Below are 18444 nucleotides of genomic sequence, written 5' to 3'. Positions count from 1 at the left end.
TGTGTGATAACACACTCAAAAGGGCCCCCGAACGCACAAAACGTGCAGAAGGACATGGGCTGAAGGCCGTCTGAGGGCTCCCCAGGCAGAAACTGCGTGAGAGACAGCAATGCGCAAACAGAAAAGACCCGCCGAAGCGGGCCTGGAGACACTTGAGCTCAGCCTTCGTAGGGTTTGCCCACAGCCTTCGGACCCACCGATTTGCCGGTGAAGGCCAGCACAATGATGGTCAGCAGGTAGGGCATCATGTCCACCAGACTGCTCGGGAACAGGTTGCCCCCACCAAGCTGGGTGGCAAGCGCCCGGAAGAACCCGAACAGCACCGTGCTGAGGAGCACCCCGGTGGGGGTCCATTTGCCGAAGATCAGGGCGGCCAGAGCGATAAAGCCAATCCCTGCGGACATGTTCTTGGTGAAGGCATTCAGGTTCCCGATGGAGAGGAAAACCCCGGCGGTCCCTGCCAGCATGCCCGAGATGATCACGGCACTGTAGCGGATGCGGTACACGTTCACACCCATGCTTGCAGCGGCTTTCGGGTGCTCACCGGTGGCCCGGATGCGCAGACCATAAGGGGTTTTGTACAGCACGTACCAGGTGATGATCACCATCAGGAAGGCAAAGTACACCGGAGGACTGAAGGAGAGTTCCTCGGTGAAACCCCACTGGGGCAGGGGGTTTTGCACCTGCTTGGATTCGGTGGTCGAACCGTAAAGGAAGCCCAGCACGATGCCGGGAACGCCGACGGCCAGCAGGTTGATGGCGGTGCCGGAAATCACCTGATCGGCCTTGTACTTGATGGAGACCACGGCATGAATCCAGCCAATCAGGCCGCCGGTGAGGGCTCCGGCAATCCAACCCACCCAGGGGGCAGCATTGCCCAGAGTGGGGTCCAGCAACTGGGTGGCCACTGCACCTGCAAGCGCACCAAAGATGATGATGCCTTCCAGGGCGATGTTCACGATGCCCGAGCGTTCACTGAAAAGGCCGCCAAGGGCTGCCAGCAGCAAGGGCGCAATGGAACGGATGATGGACGCCAGGAAAGCGGTGGTGAGGAAGGTCTCCCAGGTCATGCCTGTCCCTCCTTTTTCTCCAGGTCTTTGACCAGCACGGCTGGAGGTGGACTGGTGATTTTGCGGCTCAGGAAGCCCTGCGCAGCGATGAACAGCACGATCAGGGCCTTGAGCAGGGTCACGATGTCACGGTTGAGGGCGTCCAGACGCTGGTCCACATACAGGCCGCCCGTGTCCAGTACCCCGAACAGAATGCTGGACACCACCACACCCGCAGGGGTGTTCTGACCGAGCAGGGCAATGGTGATGCCGTCAAACCCGACGTTGGTGGGCAGGGACTGCTTGAGCACATATTCGTCCAGGGCTCCACCCAGCACATAGTGGGTGCCGCACAGGCCTGCAAGTCCACCTGCAATGGTCATGGCAAGAATGGTGTTTTTGGCCACGTTGATGCCCCCGTACTCTGCAGCCTTGGGCGACAGGCCCACAGCACGCAACTCATATCCGGTGGTGGTTCGCCACATCACGATGGCAAAGAGCCAGGCGCAAACCAGAGCGATGAAGAAACTGGTGTTGAGGTGACTGCCCACGGTGTTGTCCAGGGGAATGCGCAGGGTGCCCCACAAGAGCACCGTCAGCACCACACCTGCAGTTGCAGCAAAGAGGACCCGGTACCGGTGGCGCACCAGCAGGTACAGCAGGGTGAAGAGGATGAGGCCAAGCAAGGGAGCCCAGCTCAGGGCCGCCCCGGGCTGGTCCAGACCGAGCATGCCTGCAAGAGGCTGCAAACGTGCGCCTTCCTGTAAGGGGTAACTCTTGGCCTCAAACCCGGGGGCTTTGAAAGGCAGAGGGTACTCCTTGCCAAAGAAAGGCAGGGTGTTGCTCCCGAGCATCAGCACGAAAATGCCTGCCGCCACATAGTTCAGCATGATGGTGTTGATCACCTCGCTGGACCCGAAGCGGGCCTTGAGGAACCCCGGAATGAACCCCCACAGGGCACCCCCGAAAGCGGCAGCCAGGACACCTGCGGGAGCCAGCAACCACCCTGGAAGAGGGGCATAAACCCCGACCAGCATGGCAAAAATGGAACCCATCACCAGCTGGCCGGGAGCACCAATGTTGAAAAGGCCCGTTCTGAACGCAAAAGCCACCGCCAGCCCTGCGAAGATCAGGGGGGTCGCCAGCATCAGGCTCTGGAACATGTCATTGATGTTGGTCAGCGGCGAGAAAAGGGTGCTGTACACAAACCACAACAGGTCCAGTTTCCCGGTCCACTGGTGTGCGAAATCCAGTTTGATGCTGGGGTCCGCCGGGACCGCCTGCACCAGCAGCACCACAATGCTCCCCACCACAATGGAAAGCAGGATGGACACAAAGGGAATCAGCACCCCACGGAACCGCTCAAAGCGGTGCACCCAGGTCGGAGAGGCGGTCAGGCCACACACCAGCGCAGTGAGTCCAGCCACAATGGGGAACAGAATGCCCAGGTTGATTCCACCCGTCAGGTAGGGAATGCGCCTCTTGGGCACATTGTTCGCCACCAGTTCCTGAATCAGGGGGCTCAAGCTGTTCGAGAAAGCCCAGGCACAGGCAAGCCCCAGCAAGAGGGAGATCAGGCCCGCAATCCACAGCCAGCTCTGCCTGCGCCACGCCGCCACCAGCGTGAGCACCAGGGACACAGCCAGCACCCAGAGCAGGGTCCCGGTCAGGCCCAGATCTGGCAATTTCTCTGGCGGAAATCCCGAGAGGTCCATGATGCCCCTCGGAAACAGCCACAGGGTTCCCGCCCCGGAGAAATTTCGGGCAATGGTCGCCGTCGGGAAGAGAAACAACCCAAGCAAGGCAACCAGAGCGAGAATTCCTGCCAGACGGGAAGCAAACACGGTAGGTTGCTTACTTGGCATTGATAACATACGGGTATTCTACACGCGAAAGCCCATCCAGAAAAACAAACAAAAGCTTCAATTTACCCCAGGCCACAGAGGACAGAAGCAACTTGATTAGCCCAGTTTTATACGCTAGGCTGATACAGCTATGGAACGTACTTTTGCCATGATCAAACCCGACGGCGTGAAACGCGGTCTCACTGCCGAAGTTCTCGCCCGCATCATCAAAAAAGGCTACCGCATTGTGGGCCTCAAGCAGATGGTCATCCCCCGCGAAGTCGCCGAGAAGCACTACGGCGAGCACCAGGGCAAACCCTTCTTCGATGGCCTCGTGGAATTCATCACCTCCGGCCCTGTGGTCGCCATTGCCCTTGAAGGGGAAGGCGTGATCGCTGGCTGGCGCAAAATGATGGGCGCCACCAACCCCGCCAACGCCGAAGTGGGCACCATCCGGGGCGACTACGCCACCTTCGTGGGCGAAAACGTGACCCACGGCTCTGACAGCCCTGAAAGCGCTGAACGCGAACTGGGCCTGTTCTTCAAGAGCGAAGAACTGCTTTAATCCCCTGAGATAAAAGAAGAGCGAGGCAAGCCTCGCTCTTCTTTTATCTGGTCTTCCCGTCCATCGTCAGAAGGGGCCCGTACAGCTGTGGTCTGCGGTCCCGGAAGAAACCCATCCCGGCGCGGAATTTGCGGGCTTCCTTGAAGTCCAGATCCAGGTACAGCACACCCTCGGTCTCCTCATCAAGTTCCTGTTTGATGTCTCCGGTGTAGTCGCTGATGAAACTGTGACCATAGAAAGTGGCCTCGGCATGCTCGATTTTCTCGGTGCCAATGCGGTTGGCAGCAGCCACGTAAGCACTGTTGGACACGGCGTGACCGATCATGGCCCGTTGCCACATGAAATGGCTGTTGGGGCTTGCAACCTCTGCAGGCTCACTGCCAATGGCGGTGGGGTACAGCAGCAGGTCAGCGCCAAGCAGGGTCATGATGCGGGCACACTCGGGATACCACTGGTCCCAGCAGATGCCCACCCCGATGTTGCCGTACTTCGTTTCCCAGGTGCGGAATCCCGTTTCCCCCGGATTGAAGTAGTACTTCTCCTCATAACCCGGACCATCCGGGATGTGGGACTTGCGGTAGACCCCCATGAAGGTCCCATCCGCATCAAACATCGCCAGAGAGTTGTAGTGGGCCTGCCCGGCCTTCTCGAAGAAGCTGATGGGCAAAACCACCTTCAGTTCCTTTGCCAGTTCCTGAAAGGTGCTCAGAAAAGGATGGTTTTCCACCGGATGGGCGAGTTCAAAATACTCTTCCCGCTCCAGCTGACAGAAGTAGTAATTCTCGAAAAGCTCTGGAAGCAGGATGATCTGGGCACCATGGGCCGCAGCCTCTCGCACCAGTTTGACCCCTTTGTCCACATTTTCCTGCAAGACCTGGGTCATGCTCATTTGAATGACGGCCAGTTTGGGCATGGTTGCCTCCTTTCAGATGGGGATTTTTCACCAGCAAAATCCCTTGTAGGGGTGAGCCGATGGCTCACCCTGGGGTTACCCCTTCCAGATCACACCCTTGGGCTGCTGCTGGGTGACGCAGTGGAAAGAGCCTCCACCATTGATGATGGCCCGGCTGGAGAGACCAATCACTTCACGGTCCGGGAAGAGGGGCTTGAGGATGTCGATTGCCCGCTCATCATTGGGGTCCCCGTAGGTGGGCACCACCACAAAGCCATTGCCGATGTAGAAGTTGGCGTAGGTGGGAGGCAGGCGGTCTCCTTCAAGTTCCAGACGATTTTTCGGGAGGGGCAGCTCAATGATGTTCAGGGGGTTGCCATCCTGATCGGTGAAGGTCCTGAGCAGGTCCAGGTTGCGTTGCATGGTGGCATGGTTGGGATCTTCCACGTTGGTGTCGATGCTGCACACCACGGTGTTTTCATTGGTGAACCGGATGATGGTGTCGATGTGACCGTCGGTGTGGTCGTTCTCCAGACCGTCTTCCAGCCAAAGCACCTTGGTGATGCCCAGATACTCTTTCAGGTAACCCTCAAGCTGTTCAGGGGTGAGGTTGGGGTTGCGTTTGGGCTCCAGCAGGCACTGCTTTGTGGTCATGCACAGGCCCAGCCCGTTCACTTCCAGAGAACCCCCTTCCATCACCACATCCACATCCCAGTGGGCAATGTCCAGGTACTCTGCCACAGCTTCTGGAGCTTCATTGTCTTTCTGCCAGTTGAATTTCTCGCCCCAGCTGTTGAAGATCCAGTTGACGAAACTGAGGTCCTCTCCCCTTTTGATGAAGATGGGGCCGTTGTCTCTGAACCACACATCGTCCAGGGGAATCTTGTGGAAGGTCAGGCCTCCCACTCCGGCAAGGCGGGTGGTGGCGTCCTGGTGGGCTTCATCGTCACGAACCAGCACATGCACAGGCTCGAATCTTGCGATGGTCTTGACCAGTTCGGTGAATTCCTTGCGCACCGCCTCCAGATGGCCGAACCACAGTTCATTGTCACTGGGCCAGCTGATCCAGGTGGCGGCGTGCTCTGCCCACTCAGCAGGCATGCGGAATCCAAGGGAATGGGGGGTGGGTTCTTTCAGGTGCAACACGACAAGCATTCTAGCAAGTGCATGGGTGGGGAACCGTCAGGTAACTCGGTTTTGGCTGGGATTTGCAGAAAGCAGAAGGCAGAAGGGAGAAAGCAAAACTCGGTATTGCTTTGTCATGGATGTACAGGCTGAAACGGATGCTTTGATGCGATCTAAACGTATCCTTGATTCAAAACTTGTCTGCAAAAGCTTTTGCCTGTCCTTGCCTTGGCCTTCTGCTTTCTGCCTTTGGCCTTCTGCTCTTCTTGCCACAAATCCTCATTTCTGCGCAGAAATTCCCCCATCTGGGAGATTCCTCACTGAAATCTGTTTTTCCTTAAGACAGGAACGAAACAGGGCAGGTGTAAAAATCCCGTAACACGCTATAATGGGAAGACATGAATAGGTGGATTCTCTGTGCTGCTCTGACCCTTTCCAGCGCTGCGAGCGCTCAAAACGCACCTTCTCTGGTAGATACCTACCGTTCGGTCAGCACTTTGCTGGCAGATGTGGTCAAAAACCAGATGACCGCGCCCAACCAGAGCGTCAGCAAACTGGATGCTGCTGAGAAGCAGATTGGTGCCCTGACCCTGGAATCCAATGTCATCAAGACCGGTCTGACCGCTGCCCTGAAGAACACCCGCGTTGCCATCGTGCGCACCCCTGCTGATCTGGGGGCACAGGTGGGACAGGTCAAAGCGTTGCTGCAGAAAGCCATCTATGACGGCATTTTCAGCCAGATTGCCCAGAACAACAAGGTCACAGGCATCGTTTATGCGGGTCTGCTGGCCGATGAGCTGAAACTCAGCGGAACAGACCGTTCTGCACTGCAGGAGGCCATCAATGCAGGCAACAACGCTGCAGTTCAGAAATCTGTAGAAAAAGCCTACCTGACGCGCATCTCCAGTGCCCTTAAGAAAGCCAATGACAGCAAGAAGAATGTGGCCTACCAGAATCTGGCTGCTGCCACCAACGATTTCACGGTGATTCAGGACTCTCCGCGTGCCGGGGAACTGACCTTTGATGATTTCGTGGGTGCCCTCGGTTACCTGACCGGTGGACAGGTCTCCGCATACCAGAGCCAGCTTGGGAAGATCAACACCAATCTGGCAGCCTTTGTGCAGGCTGCTGCCACACCCTGAGGGCCTGTTCAGAGATGCAGGTCACAGAACACCTCCTGCTGAAAACGCCCGAAGCGCAGTTTGCCTTCGGGCAAACTCTTGTTTCACAGCTTCCCACAGGCACCGTGCTTTTTCTGGAAGGTGAGATGGGGGCAGGCAAGACCACCCTCACCCAGGGATTGTTGAAAGGTCTGGGCTTCACGGGCGAAGTGAACAGCCCCACTTATGCCCTGATGCACGAGTACCCTTCACCAGAGGGACTGGTGCTGCATGTGGATGCCTACCGCATTCACCATCCTGATGAGCTGTACGAGATGGGCCTGGACGATTATGTGGAGCGTTGCCGCCTGAGCATCATCGAGTGGGGGGAAAGCCTGTATGCCGATTTTCCACAGGGCTGGATTCTGAAGCTGGAGTATGTTCCAGACGGCAGAAAAATCACCCGACTTCGCTGATGCTGTCTTGCATGTGCAGTGGATGGGTCAGATGCCTGCAAAGTGGTTCTGCCCAGCAGGGCCACTTTTGGTTACGCTGTCCCCATGCGTGTTGCTTTTGTGACCTATCCCAGACTTGAAGGGCTTGCCCCTGACGACCAGGCCATCCTCCCTTTTTTAAATCCTGTCCCTGCCATCTGGAGTGATCCGGGGATCGAGTGGGACCGTTTTGATGCGGTGATCCTGCGCAGCACCTGGGATTATTACCTGCACCATGAAGCCTTCAAAAGCTGGTTGATGCACCTGCAGGACAGGAACATTCAGGTGCTCAATTCTGTTCATCTGGTGCAGTGGAATTCCAACAAGGTGTACCTGAAAGAACTGCAACAGAAGGGCATCCCCATCATTCCAACGCAGTTTGTGGAGGCCACAGAACGCCTGAAGCTTCCTGAGCTTGTGACCGCCTCTGGGGGACCTCTGGTGATCAAGCCCTCGGTGTCTGCGGCGGCCCACCACACTTACCGTGTGCAGGGAACCCTGCAGGCTGAAACGCTGCAGGCCCTGCTGGATCTGCCTGAGGATGTGACCCTGCTGGTGCAGCCTTTCATGCCAGAAATTCAGAATCCTGGGGAGTACTCTCTGGTGTTTTTCAATGGGCATTTCAGCCATGCTTTTCTGAAAACCCCCGGAGAGGGCGATTTCCGGGTGCAGGGCATGCACGGAGGCCAGACCTGTGGCATTGAGGTGGAACAGGAACTTGTGCTGCAGGCCCAGAAGGTGCTTTCCGCCCTGCCCGAAGTTCCTCTGTACGCACGGGTGGATGGTGTGGTGCGGGAGGGCACCCTGCTGTTGATGGAACTGGAGTTGATTGAACCCAACCTCTTCCTGAACAGCCACCCCGAAGCAGCCCGTAATTTTGCACAGGCCATCCGGGAACGGCTGCCATGAACCCATTTGAGGAACGCCAGAAGCGCTTTGTGACCCTGCTGCACCTGCAGGACTGGACATTCAAGGTCTACAGCATCTGGCATCCGGACAGACAGGAGCTTTCCCTGGAAAAGGTGCTGCCTTACCTTCAGCAGCACCTTCCTGAAAAGCAGGAAAGCCCGGAGACCCATGGGGTGGGCTTCATCCTTCTGCATGCAGGTGCAGATGGCAATTATTTGCTGATTCACTGGTGGGCAGGAGAAAACATGTTGTTCAGCAGCGTACACATGTCCACCCTTGAGCGGCCAGATCACTTCGAGGACATCTCCTCCAGTGGGGTCATGGCCTGCGTGTGGGAACTGGAGGTCATCTGGGCTGAGCGCAACGCCTGGGTTCAGACAGCACTGAATCCGTCTGGCCAGGGCCTTCAGGATTACCTTTTCAAACTCTAGAGGGCGAACTCATCCACGGGGGCAGCCTGCACCACACCAGCGAATTTCAGCTGCTGGTTGTTGATGTAGCGGATCATGAAGATCGCCAGAACCGCAGAAACTGCCAGCATGCCCAGTTCAACGAACACCAGAATCTGCAGGGTGGGCAAAGAGGCTTTGGATTGCACCCGCATGATCAGAAGTGGAATCAATAGGGTCATCCACCATGCTCCAATCAGGGGCGTGATGCTTTTGATGTGAGGCTCAGGTTTGCTGATGGCTTCAGCAAGGTAATAAGGATAAACAAAATTGGCAAAGGGAATGAACCAGCCACCAATGGCCCACCAGGGGGCCACAGGCAGACCATGTCCCAGTTGTTTTTCACGGTTCAGAGCAGCCACAAAAAACCAGGTGATGAAAGGGATGGCCGTGATCAGCATGCCGATCATTTCGAACCCAATCAGACCGTTCAGCAGGTTTTTGGTGTCTTCGAAATCTTCTGGAGACAGCAGGAAGAGTTCGCAAACCACAGTGATCAAAAGACAGCCAATGACGTGAAAACCCAGAAACACCATTGAAACAAGACCGCTGATTTTTTGTGTGGAACCCGGTGCATTTGTGGACATGCCAGAAGTGTAATTGCAGCCATTCTTACAATCAACTTTTTCATTGATGTTGTGAAACCCCGGATGATCAAAGTCCGGGGTTTCAACCATGCCTGTCTGTTTTGCTGGGTTTTGCTGCTCAGTCGTGTGCACCCACAAATTGAGCGGCCTCGGTGCTGCCTTTCAGGGCAGTGGTGCTCGACTGCCCTCCAGAGACTGCGAGGGTCACCTGATCGAAATAGCCGGTACCCACCTCACGCTGGTGCTTCACGGCTGTGAATCCCTGATCTGCAGAGGCGAATTCAGCCTGCTGGAGCTCAACAAAGGCACTCATCTGGCGGTCCCGGTACCCTCTGGCGAGGCTGAACATGCTGTGGTTCAGGCTGTGGAACCCTGCAAGGGTGATGAACTGGAATCTGTACCCCATCTGCCCGAGTTCATTCTGGAAGCGGGCGATGGTGTCCTCATCCAGGTTTTTGCGCCAGTTGAAGCTGGGGCTGCAGTTGTAGGCCAGAATCTTGCCCGGGTGCTTTGCGTGCACCCCTTCAGCAAATTGACGGGCTTCTTCCAGGCTGGGATGGCTGGTTTCACACCAGATCACATCGGCGTAGGGGGCGTAGGCCAGGGCCCGGTGAATGGCGGCCTCAATGCCAGAGCGCACATGGTAAAACCCTTCCGGGGTGCGGCCTTTGCTGTGGTCAATGAAGGGGGCATCGTAGGGGTCAATGTCCGAGGTGATCAGGGTGGCGGCGTCAGCATCTGTGCGGGCCACCAGAACGGTGGGCACCCCCATCACGTCACTGGCCAGACGGGCCGCATTGAGGGTGCGGATGAACTGACTGGTCGGAATCAGCACCTTGCCTCCCAGGTGACCGCACTTTTTCTCGCTGGCAAGCTGGTCTTCAAAGTGCACCCCTGCAGCCCCAGCCTCGATCATGGCTTTCATCAGTTCAAAAGCATTGAGGGGACCCCCAAAACCAGCCTCTGCGTCGGCCACGATGGGCACGAACCAGTCGATGCTGTCATCCCCCTCGGCATGGTGGATCTGGTCTGCGCGGCGCAGGGTGTTGTTGATGCGTTTGACCACATCCGGGACGCTGCTTGCAGGGTACAGGCTCTGGTCGGGGTACATCTGCCCGGCGTTGTTGGCATCGGCGGCCACCTGCCAGCCCGAGAGGTAGATGGCTTTCAGTCCAGCTTTCACCTGCTGCATGGCCTGGTTTCCAGTCAGGGCACCCAGCGCATTGATGTAGCCCGGGCTGTTCAGGTGACGCCACAGCTTCTCGGCCCCGATTTTGGCCAGGGTGTGCTCGATGATCACACTGCCGCGCAGTTTGACCACATCCTCTGCGGTGTAGGTGCGTTTGATGCCTTCCCAGCGTTCACTGCTCTTCCAGGTTTTTTCGATGATTTCAGCGTAGGTCATTATGATCCTCCTTCGTCGGATGCCGAGCGACCAGTGCGACGCGGCGCTCAGCGCGAAACGGGCCGCCCCGTGAGCGCGTAGTCAGAGCAAGAAGGCCGTCCCGCAAGCACGTTTTAAGGTCAAGAAAGGGCCGAGGGCCGAGGGCAGATGAGATGCTTGTCCTTAAGCTTTTTCTGCTTTCTGTGGCTTGGGGTGAGCCAGCGGCCCACCCCTACGGGTGACTTCAGGCCAGCAGCTGATACCCTTTCAGCGTCAAAAACTCCTCAAACCTCTCCTGATCCAGCAAGTCCAGATAGAGCTTTGCAGCCTGATCGAGAAACTTTGCCTGTCTGGAATTCAGGGCCTTCAGGTGGGCGAGTTCTTTTTGCAAGATGGCGTTCACGCGGGCCAGGGTGATTTTGCGTCCGGTCTGGGTGTGCTGCTGGTGGTGAATCCACTGCCAGAGCTGAGCGCGGGAGATTTCTGCAGTGGCGGCGTCTTCCATCAGGTTGTGGATGGGAACGGCTCCGGCCCCCTGCAGCCAGGCAGCCAGGTACTGCAAGCCCACTGAGATGTTGGTTTTCACCCCTTCATCGGTGATGTCTCCAGTGGGGACGGTGAGCAGGTCTTCAGGGGTCACTTCCAGATCTGGGAGTTGTTTGTGGATCTGGTTGGGGGCAGGCATCAGGCGGTCAAAGACTTCAAGGGCAACCGGAACCAGTCCGGGGTGGGCGACCCAGGTGCCGTCGTGTCCGTTCAGGGCTTCACGTTCTTTGTCAAGGCGCACCTGCTCAAAAGCTTTCTGGTTGGCTGTTTCATCGTGCTTGACAGGAATGAAGGCACTCATCCCTCCGATGGCCGGGGCACCCCGTTTGTGGCAGGTCTGGATGGCGAGTCTGGAGTAGGCGGTCATCATGGGGGTGGCCATGGTGACTTTCGCCCGATCTGGCATCACAAAGTCTGGATCATGCCTGAATTTTTTGATGATCGAGAAGATGTAGTCCCAGCGGCCACAGTTGAGGCCAGCAGAGTGCTCGCGCAACTCATAGAGAATCTCGTCCATCTCGAAGGCTGCGAGGATGGTCTCGATCAGGACGGTGGCTTTGATGGTTCCTCTGGGGAGGCCCAGGTGCTCCTGGGCAAAGAGAAAGACCTCGTTCCACCAGCGGGCTTCCCGGTGACTTTCCAGTTTGGGCAGGTAGAAGTAGGGGCCTGAGCCCTGACGGAGCAGTTCTTTTGCGTTGTGAAAAAGAAAAATCCCGAAATCGAACAGGCTGCCTGAGATGGGCTGGCCCATCAGCATCACATGTTTCTCTTCGAGGTGCAGCCCTCTGGGGCGCACTTTCAGGGTGGCCGGGGTTTCGTTCAGGCGGTAGGTCTTCCCTCCTCCTTCAAAGGTGATGGTTCTGCGCACGGCGTCACGCAGGTTGATCTGGCCCTGGATGCAGTTTTCCCAGGTGGGGCTGCTCGCGTCTTCAAAATCGGCCATGAAGACTTTTGCACCACTGTTGAGGGCATTGATGATCATTTTGCGGTCCACGGGTCCGGTGATTTCCACACGCCGGTCCAGCAGGTCCTGTGGGAGGGGTGCAATCTGCCAGTCTTTTTCGCGAATGAAACGGGTTTCGGAAAGAAAGGTGGGGTGTTTGCCGCCTTCAATTTCACGCTGGCGTACGGCGCGTACAGCAAGCAGTTCCTTGCGGTCACTCCCGAAGCGCCGTTCCAGATGGAAGATGAATTCGAGGGCTTCAGGAGTGAGGATGGACGCCTGTTGGGGCGTCAATCTCGGGGTGTGCAGCCACTGGGTCTGTGTCATTTTGCCCTCCTTGGACCCCAGAATAGGCCTGCAGTCCCTGGTTTGGACCCGGTTTAAATGTGGGGGTGGTAGAGGACAGACCTGGACTGCATAAACCAGGCTGCTGGTATACAAAGGCAGGGAGTAAACCACGGGGACCGGAGCACTACAACAAATCTTTGTGTCGACATGACATATAAGACCACTGTCCCAAGTGGTATCAACGCACCCTTGGTGTCACCAATCTGAAAAAGTCTGAAATCAAATCTGTCTATACAAATTTGAAAAACCATTGCATAATGCCATTACTATACCGGTACACAAATCCTTACATCTTTGTGACGTTCCAAAAAACGTCGCTGGAGAGAGGCCTGCGGCAAACCTGTCCGCACCTCTCCAGCCTGTCATTCGCCGGGACCTCTTTCCTGTCTGCGTTGTGTCCGGTCCATTTTCCACAGGATGAACACGTGCCCACAGAACCCCGATGTCCGTTCTGTGTCTGGTCCTGTGCTGCATTCAAAGGAGAACCCTGATGAAACAAACCCTTTCTTTTGCTGGCCTGATCTCACTGGGCCTTCTGGCCTCCTGTTCAAGCCCCTCCATTGAGGTGCAACAACAGGTGACCGACCCCCACTACATGGATTTCAGCAGCACCCCCAACTTCCAGAAAGTGCAGGTGCACTTTGCAGGAAACGAACACCCCAGCACCATCCACGCCTACGAAAAAGACGGGAAGCTGATGTACCAGGGAGACATGCTGATCGCTGCCGATGCAGAACACCACAAGGTGTCTCCCCAGGCCGCCATTGTCACCACCAGGCCCTGGAGCAACAAGACCATCCCTTATGTGATTGATGGCAGCCTCAGTGGTCAGACCAGCCTGATTCAGAATGCCGTCAACATCTACAACAGCACCACCAACGTGCGCTGGGTGCCCCGCACCAATCAGGCCAATTACGTGCGGTTCTTCAAAGGAAATGGCTGTTATTCCTACGTGGGCATGATCGGAGGCGCACAGGACCTCTCACTGGGCGATGGTTGCCACAGCCAGCACACCGCGCTGCACGAGATGACCCACGCCGCAGGGTTGCACCATGAACAGACCCGCTCGGACCGCGACCAGTGGATCACCATCAACTGGCAGAACATCCCTGCAGACTGGCACAGCCAGTTCCAGATCAACAGTGAGGCCAGACCCCACGGCACTTACGACTTTTACAGCATCATGCACTACGGACTGTACTGGGGCAACAACCTTGCCATGACCCCCAGGGTGGGCGGCGTGGATTACAACCGGGTGGGCAATGGTCCCAACCTCACAGCCACCGACATCTCCGGCATCAACACCATCTACCCGGGCAGCACCGGTCCTGCCACCAGCATCACCAACGGAGGGGTCTACCGCATCCAGAACCTCGCCAGCAACAAGTGTCTGGATGTGGACAACGTGTCCACGGCCAATGGGGCCAGTGTCAAACAGTACAGTTGCATCGAAAGAAACACCCTATACAACCAGGATTGGCGCTTCAAGCAGGTGAACACCGCAGAAGGGGTGTACTACCAGATTCAGGCGGTCCATTCCAACAAGTGTGCTGACATTTCAGGCATCAGCAAAACCGCCGGAGCCAAACTGGTCCAGTGGGACTGCCACGCCAACCCCGATGATCCCGGCCTGAGAAACCAGCTTCTGCGTCCTGCACAGGTTGCCACCGGGGTCTGGCAGTTCGGCTTCAAACACTCTGGCATCTGCCTGGATGTGCCCTCCTCAAGCACCGCAGATGTGCAACTGCAACAGTGGACCTGCAACGATTCCAATGCCCAGCGTTTCCGCCTGATTCCTGTCTCACACTGAATTTCGATTTCAAAAGGCCCTGGAAATCGCAGGGCCTTTTCTGTTTTCTGGAATACGGCATCTGGCGGAGGGACCAGAAGCTCATGTTATTGTTGACAGGAGAGGTAAACCATGAAGAAAACCCTGCTGCTGGGAATGCTCCTCACTGGAAGTCTGATCGGAAGTGCACTGGCCACCACCGTGGCCGAGGTCAAAAAGAAAGGAACCCTGGTGCTCGGAACCGATCCACAGTTCCAGCCTTTCGAATTCACCAACGACAAGGGGGAAATTGTTGGCTTTGACATCGACATCGCCAGAGCCATTGCGAAAGACCTTGGCGTCAAACTGGAAATTCAGAATGTGGGTTTTGGACAACTGATGCCCGGCAGTGTCACCTCGAAACGGGTGGACATGGCGATCTCTGGCATCACCATCACGGATGAGCGGGCCAAAATTGTCTCTTTCAGCAAGCCCTATTTCACCAGTGCCCAGGTCTTCATTGCCAAAAACGGCAACCCCAGAAAGCTGGGCTGGCCCCTGAACTCACTGAAAGGCAGAACCATCGGGGTACAGTCCAACACCACCGGCTTTTATTTTGCCGATGAGAACCTGAAAAAGCTGGGGGCCACCCTGAAAGTCTACGATGATTTTGCTTCTGGTCTCAGCGACGTGCAGAACGGGCGCATTGATGCCATCGTTGGCGACAAGCCCACCGTGGATTACCTGAAGAAAGCGCGGGCAGGTCAATTCGTGCAGGCAGGCAAAGACCTGGTGTCCGAAGATTATGGCATCGCTTTTGCCAAAAACAGCGATCTGGCTCAGGCTGCCAACAGGACGCTGGACCGCCTGAAAAAGAGTGGGGAGTACCAGAAACTCATCGAAAAGTGGATTGTTGCGAAATAAAACCTGCAGGTCTCAGGGGAGTGGCAAAACCACTTCCCTGTTCTTTTGCTTCAAATCCGATGTCACAAAGAATGTGTTACCATCACAACGACAGATGAAAATCACCTCTGTGACAATCAAAGCATCAAGCAGGCCATCCACTTCTGAAAGTCACAGACAGGGTTTGACAATGTCATGGAGGAAAAGGAATGATTCACACTTCAAGATGGCTGTTTGCAGGCTTTTTTCTGGGTCTGCTGGTGGCCTGCAATCCCCAGGTTCCACAGGAAGATCGGGGGCCTGCTCCCCGTTTTGATCGGGTTCCCAATTCGGCATGCCCGTTCTTTCCGGGCACCACAGCACCGCAGAATGTGGAATGCGGATATGTGGTGGTCAAGGAGAACCGCAACAAGCCCGATGGACGCAACATCAAACTTGCGGTGGCCCTGATTCACAAGACCCCAGGACAGAAGACCGCTACCGCCACCATCAACCTTGAAGGTGGACCCGGAGGCACTTCTGCCTGGCGGGCTCCGATTCTTGCCACCACGAAAAACAAGTTCAGTCAGGACTGGCTGGCCACTGGAGATGTGATTGTTTACGACCAGCGTGGTGTGGGCAAATCGCTTCCCTCTCTGTCCTGCCCCTATCCACAGACCGAGGCCCAGTGCTTCCAGAATGTCAGCAGGGTTGCCGATCCCGGCCAGTACACCACCCGCAACAGTGCAGCCGACATTGCCGACATTGCCAGTGTGCTGGGGTACAGCAAATTGAAGGTTTACGGCAGCTCTTACGGCACCCAGCTTGCCCAGCGCCTGATGCGGGACCACCCTGAGAAAATCGACAGTGTGGTGCTCGATGGCGTTGTTGACCCTGAGCAGCCGTTTGTCATTGATGGGCCGGGCCGCTTCAGTGAGGCTTTCCTGAACCTCAATGCAGACTGCCAGCAGGACAACGCCTGCAAGACCGCTTACGGAAACCTGCTGGACACCCTGAAAGCAGTGCTGCAGGATCAGGACACCCACAAAATCATGGTCACCCTGCTGGACGACCAGATGAGGCCTGTGTATGACCAGGGCCAGCTGGTGCAGTTCCAGATGACCAGCAGCATGTTCCTGGGGGTGTTGCGGCAAATCACCTACTCTGAGCGGTTTGTGCCTCAGATTCCTGCCTTGCTGCAACAAGCCCAGAAGCGTCAGTACAGCAGATGGTCCCAGCTTGTTTACCTGCTCTACGTGCTGGAGGAAGAAGATGACTTCAGCGAAGCGGTCTACAACTCCGTGCTCTGCTCGGACATCGTGCCTTTCACCAGCCTTCAGGCCGCTCAGGAAAAAGAAAAGCAGCTCGTTGAACCCTTCAAATCGCATTACCAGGGGTACAACCAGTACGCCTTCAACATCTGTGCAAAATGGCCTGTGCCTGCCTCTGACGCCCAGGCGGCCCAGCGCACCCCCAGTGCCCTGCCCACCTTGCTGCTCTCTGGGAGGTTTGATCCCATCACCCCGGAAAGCCAGGCCCTTGGGGTGGCGCAGGCCCTCAGCAACAAACGACTGGTGTATGTGCGTGATGGGGCCCATGGGGTGGTCTACCCTGCCTGGAACACCAGCAAAAAATCCTATGATTCCAGCTGTGGCACCCAGATCATGCGCGATTTTCTGCTGAACCCCCAGCAGAATCTGGCCCGGCCCTGCACCGAAACGCCTGTGGTTTTTGTCCTGCCTGGTCAGGTGCAAAAGCAGGGCTTGCAGCAGGGCCTGATCGAGGCGCTCAAAGATCTGCCTCTGTTGCCTCCACTGGAGCCTCTGCCCCACCTGCCCTTCAGGTGAACCAGACTTGACAGGCACCCTGCGGGGTGCCTGTTTGCCCATAAGCCATCTGTCCTGAAAATAGTTGATAAAACTTGTTGACAATAAAAGCCTGTGTCCCGTACACTGGTTCCCACGTCAGGACCTCCTGACGCTCTTATCCCGAGTGATGCGAGAGACCTGACTCCTTGACCATCACAGCAACCGGTTCCCATTGCAACACGGTGCTCTCAGACCCGCCAGGATGGCAGGAACGATAAGGGAAGGCATGGACGACACCCCATCCCCTTCTCGAAAGCGCAGACAACGATGTCTGTTTTCACGAGAGGGGGATTCATTTATCCCCAATCTCTCAAAACAAGAGCCGCCATTTTCAGATCCACATCTGGGAGGAGACCCTTTTATGCCAAAGTTTGAGACCCTGCAGGTTCATGCCGGACAGACCCCCGACCCGACCACCGGGAGCCGCGCCACCCCCATCTACCAGACCACCAGTTACAATTTCAGAAACGCCGAGCACGCCGCCAACCTGTTCGGCCTGCGGGAGTTCGGGAACATCTACTCCCGGATCATGAACCCCACCAACGAGGTTCTGGAAAGCCGCATTGCCGCTCTTGAAGGTGGAGCAGCAGCCCTTGCCGTGGCAAGCGGCCACGCCGCCGTGCTGCTCAGCATCCTGACCCTGGCGCAGCAGGGAGACAACATCGTTTCCACCCCCAACCTCTACGGTGGGACCTACAACCTGTTTAAAGTGACGCTGCCCCGACTGGGCATCAACGTGAAGTTCACCTCCTCCGAAGAAAGACCTGAGGAGTTCGCTGCCCTGATCGACGAAAACACCAAAGGGGTGTTCCTGGAGTCCATCGGGAACCCTGCCCTCAACATCCCTGACCTTGCAGAAATTGCAAAAGTGGCCCACGAAAAAGGGGTTGCTGTGCTGGTGGACAACACCTTCGGGCAGGGCGGTTACCTGATCCGTCCCATCGAACACGGGGCCAACATCGTGATTCACAGTGCCAGCAAATGGATTGGTGGTCATGGTCAGGCCATCGGTGGACTGATTGTGGACGGGGGCAACTTCAACTGGGCCAACGGACGCTATCCCCTGTTCACCGAACCGAGCCCTGGCTACCACGGCCTGAAGTTCTGGGATGTCTTTGGGGAAGGCAATCCCCTGGGCCTCCCCAACATTGCCTTCATCATCCGTGCACGGGTGGAGAACCTGCGCGACCTGGGCACCACCCTGAGCCCGCACCACTCCAGCCTGTTCATCACGGGTCTGGAAACCCTGTCTTTAAGGGCAGAGCGCCACATCCAGAACACCCACAAACTGGCCGAATACCTGAGCAGCCATCCCGAAGTGGAACGGGTCATTCACCCCGACCTGCCGTCCCACCCCCACCATGCCCTTGCCCAGAAGTACTTTCCGAATGGGGCAGGCAGCATCCTGGGTTTCGAACTGAAAGGGGGACGCGCTGCAGGGGAAGCCTTCGTGAACAACGTCAAACTGGCCTCTTTGCTCGCCAACGTCGGAGACACCAAAACCCTGGTGATTCACCCCGCAAGCACCACCCACAGCCAGCTTTCTGAGGCCGAACAGCGTTCCGCTGGCGTGACCCCCGGACTCGTGCGCATCTCGGTGGGCATCGAGCACATCGATGACATCATTGCGGACATCGAACAGGCCCTCAAACAGGTGCCAGCACTGGTTTAAGAATCCTCCTGTTTTATGC

Annotated in this window: 16 protein-coding genes and 1 riboswitch; of the genes, 9 read left to right on the top strand and 7 right to left on the bottom strand. The window is 56.7% G+C overall.

Features of this window, described 5'->3' with window-relative positions:
* Positions 1-158 precede the first annotated feature (158 nt).
* Together DC3_RS13230 and DC3_RS13225 are read right to left on the bottom strand one after the other, a co-directional pair.
* Positions 159-1070 carry an ABC transporter permease gene (locus DC3_RS13230; RefSeq protein ID WP_146885028.1) on the bottom strand — a complete coding sequence of 304 codons (912 nt, stop codon included), beginning with the start codon at positions 1068-1070 and terminating at the stop codon, positions 159-161.
* Positions 1067-2923, bottom strand: a complete 1857-nt coding sequence (locus DC3_RS13225; RefSeq protein WP_146885026.1) for an ABC transporter permease — start codon at positions 2921-2923, stop codon at positions 1067-1069. Before DC3_RS13225 ends, DC3_RS13230 begins: the two co-directional genes overlap by 4 nt.
* 121 nt (positions 2924-3044) lie before the next feature.
* Between DC3_RS13225 and ndk the strand changes: the two genes are divergently transcribed.
* Complete coding sequence (gene ndk / locus DC3_RS13220; RefSeq protein WP_146885024.1) at positions 3045-3458, top strand: nucleoside-diphosphate kinase; 414 nt, start codon at positions 3045-3047, stop codon at positions 3456-3458.
* Positions 3459-3501: 43 nt separating this feature from the next.
* Here the strand turns inward: ndk and aguB are convergent, their stop codons facing one another.
* Together aguB and DC3_RS13210 are read right to left on the bottom strand one after the other, a co-directional pair.
* Positions 3502-4371, bottom strand: coding sequence for an N-carbamoylputrescine amidase (aguB, locus tag DC3_RS13215; RefSeq protein WP_146885023.1), 870 nt, complete (start codon positions 4369-4371; stop codon positions 3502-3504).
* A 75-nt stretch (positions 4372-4446) separates the two neighbouring features.
* Complete coding sequence (locus tag DC3_RS13210; protein WP_371863437.1) at positions 4447-5496, bottom strand: agmatine deiminase family protein; 1050 nt, start codon at positions 5494-5496, stop codon at positions 4447-4449.
* A gap of 377 nt (positions 5497-5873) precedes the next feature.
* Here DC3_RS13210 and DC3_RS13205 point away from each other — a divergent pair, with 377 nt between their 5' ends.
* The 4 genes from DC3_RS13205 (at position 5874) to DC3_RS13190 (ending at position 8409) form a co-directional block, all read left to right on the top strand.
* Positions 5874-6617 carry a hypothetical protein gene (locus DC3_RS13205; RefSeq protein WP_146885021.1) on the top strand — a complete coding sequence of 248 codons (744 nt, stop codon included), beginning with the start codon at positions 5874-5876 and terminating at the stop codon, positions 6615-6617.
* A gap of 14 nt (positions 6618-6631) precedes the next feature.
* Entirely contained in the window at positions 6632-7051 is a 420-nt protein-coding gene (gene tsaE / locus DC3_RS13200) for a tRNA (adenosine(37)-N6)-threonylcarbamoyltransferase complex ATPase subunit type 1 TsaE (protein WP_146885019.1), read from the top strand.
* A gap of 84 nt (positions 7052-7135) precedes the next feature.
* On the top strand, positions 7136-7978 hold the full coding sequence (locus DC3_RS13195; RefSeq protein WP_146885017.1) for an ATP-grasp domain-containing protein: 843 nt from the start codon (positions 7136-7138) through the stop codon (positions 7976-7978).
* Positions 7975-8409, top strand: a complete 435-nt coding sequence (locus DC3_RS13190) for a hypothetical protein (RefSeq protein WP_146885015.1) — start codon at positions 7975-7977, stop codon at positions 8407-8409. Before DC3_RS13195 ends, DC3_RS13190 begins: the two co-directional genes overlap by 4 nt.
* Here DC3_RS13190 and DC3_RS13185 read toward each other — a convergent pair.
* From DC3_RS13185 to aceB, 3 genes are all read right to left on the bottom strand, one after another.
* On the bottom strand, positions 8406-9014 hold the full coding sequence (locus tag DC3_RS13185; RefSeq protein WP_186816019.1) for a DUF4328 domain-containing protein: 609 nt from the start codon (positions 9012-9014) through the stop codon (positions 8406-8408). The two genes, DC3_RS13190 and DC3_RS13185, sit on opposite strands and share 4 nt — an antisense overlap.
* Positions 9015-9132: 118 nt before the next feature.
* Positions 9133-10419, bottom strand: a complete 1287-nt coding sequence (aceA, locus tag DC3_RS13180) for an isocitrate lyase (protein WP_146885012.1) — start codon at positions 10417-10419, stop codon at positions 9133-9135.
* A gap of 223 nt (positions 10420-10642) precedes the next feature.
* Positions 10643-12214 (bottom strand): malate synthase A, encoded by a 1572-nt coding sequence (aceB, locus tag DC3_RS13175; RefSeq protein WP_146885010.1) that lies wholly within the window; start codon positions 12212-12214, stop codon positions 10643-10645.
* Positions 12215-12725: 511 nt separating this feature from the next.
* On the opposite strand from aceB, the gene DC3_RS13170 reads away from it, so the two are divergent.
* The 4 genes from DC3_RS13170 to DC3_RS13155 all read left to right on the top strand — a co-directional run bounded on the left by DC3_RS13170 (position 12726) and on the right by DC3_RS13155 (position 18425).
* Complete coding sequence (locus DC3_RS13170; RefSeq protein WP_186816018.1) at positions 12726-14045, top strand: M12 family metallopeptidase; 1320 nt, start codon at positions 12726-12728, stop codon at positions 14043-14045.
* Between the two features lie 111 nt (positions 14046-14156).
* Positions 14157-14927, top strand: coding sequence for a basic amino acid ABC transporter substrate-binding protein (locus DC3_RS13165; RefSeq protein ID WP_146885007.1), 771 nt, complete (start codon positions 14157-14159; stop codon positions 14925-14927).
* A 188-nt stretch (positions 14928-15115) separates the two neighbouring features.
* Entirely contained in the window at positions 15116-16732 is a 1617-nt protein-coding gene (locus tag DC3_RS13160; RefSeq protein ID WP_146885005.1) for an alpha/beta hydrolase, read from the top strand.
* Positions 16733-16865: 133 nt separating this feature from the next.
* A riboswitch (SAM riboswitch) is annotated at positions 16866-16974 on the top strand.
* 140 nt (positions 16975-17114) lie between these two features.
* Positions 17115-18425 (top strand): O-acetylhomoserine aminocarboxypropyltransferase/cysteine synthase family protein, encoded by a 1311-nt coding sequence (locus DC3_RS13155; protein WP_146885003.1) that lies wholly within the window; start codon positions 17115-17117, stop codon positions 18423-18425.
* The last annotated feature ends 19 nt before the right edge of the window (positions 18426-18444 follow it).

The organism is Deinococcus cellulosilyticus NBRC 106333 = KACC 11606 (assembly GCF_007990775.1).
GTDB lineage: Bacteria > Deinococcota > Deinococci > Deinococcales > Deinococcaceae > Deinococcus_C > Deinococcus_C cellulosilyticus.
This window is presented reverse-complemented; position numbering and strand designations above follow the sequence as displayed.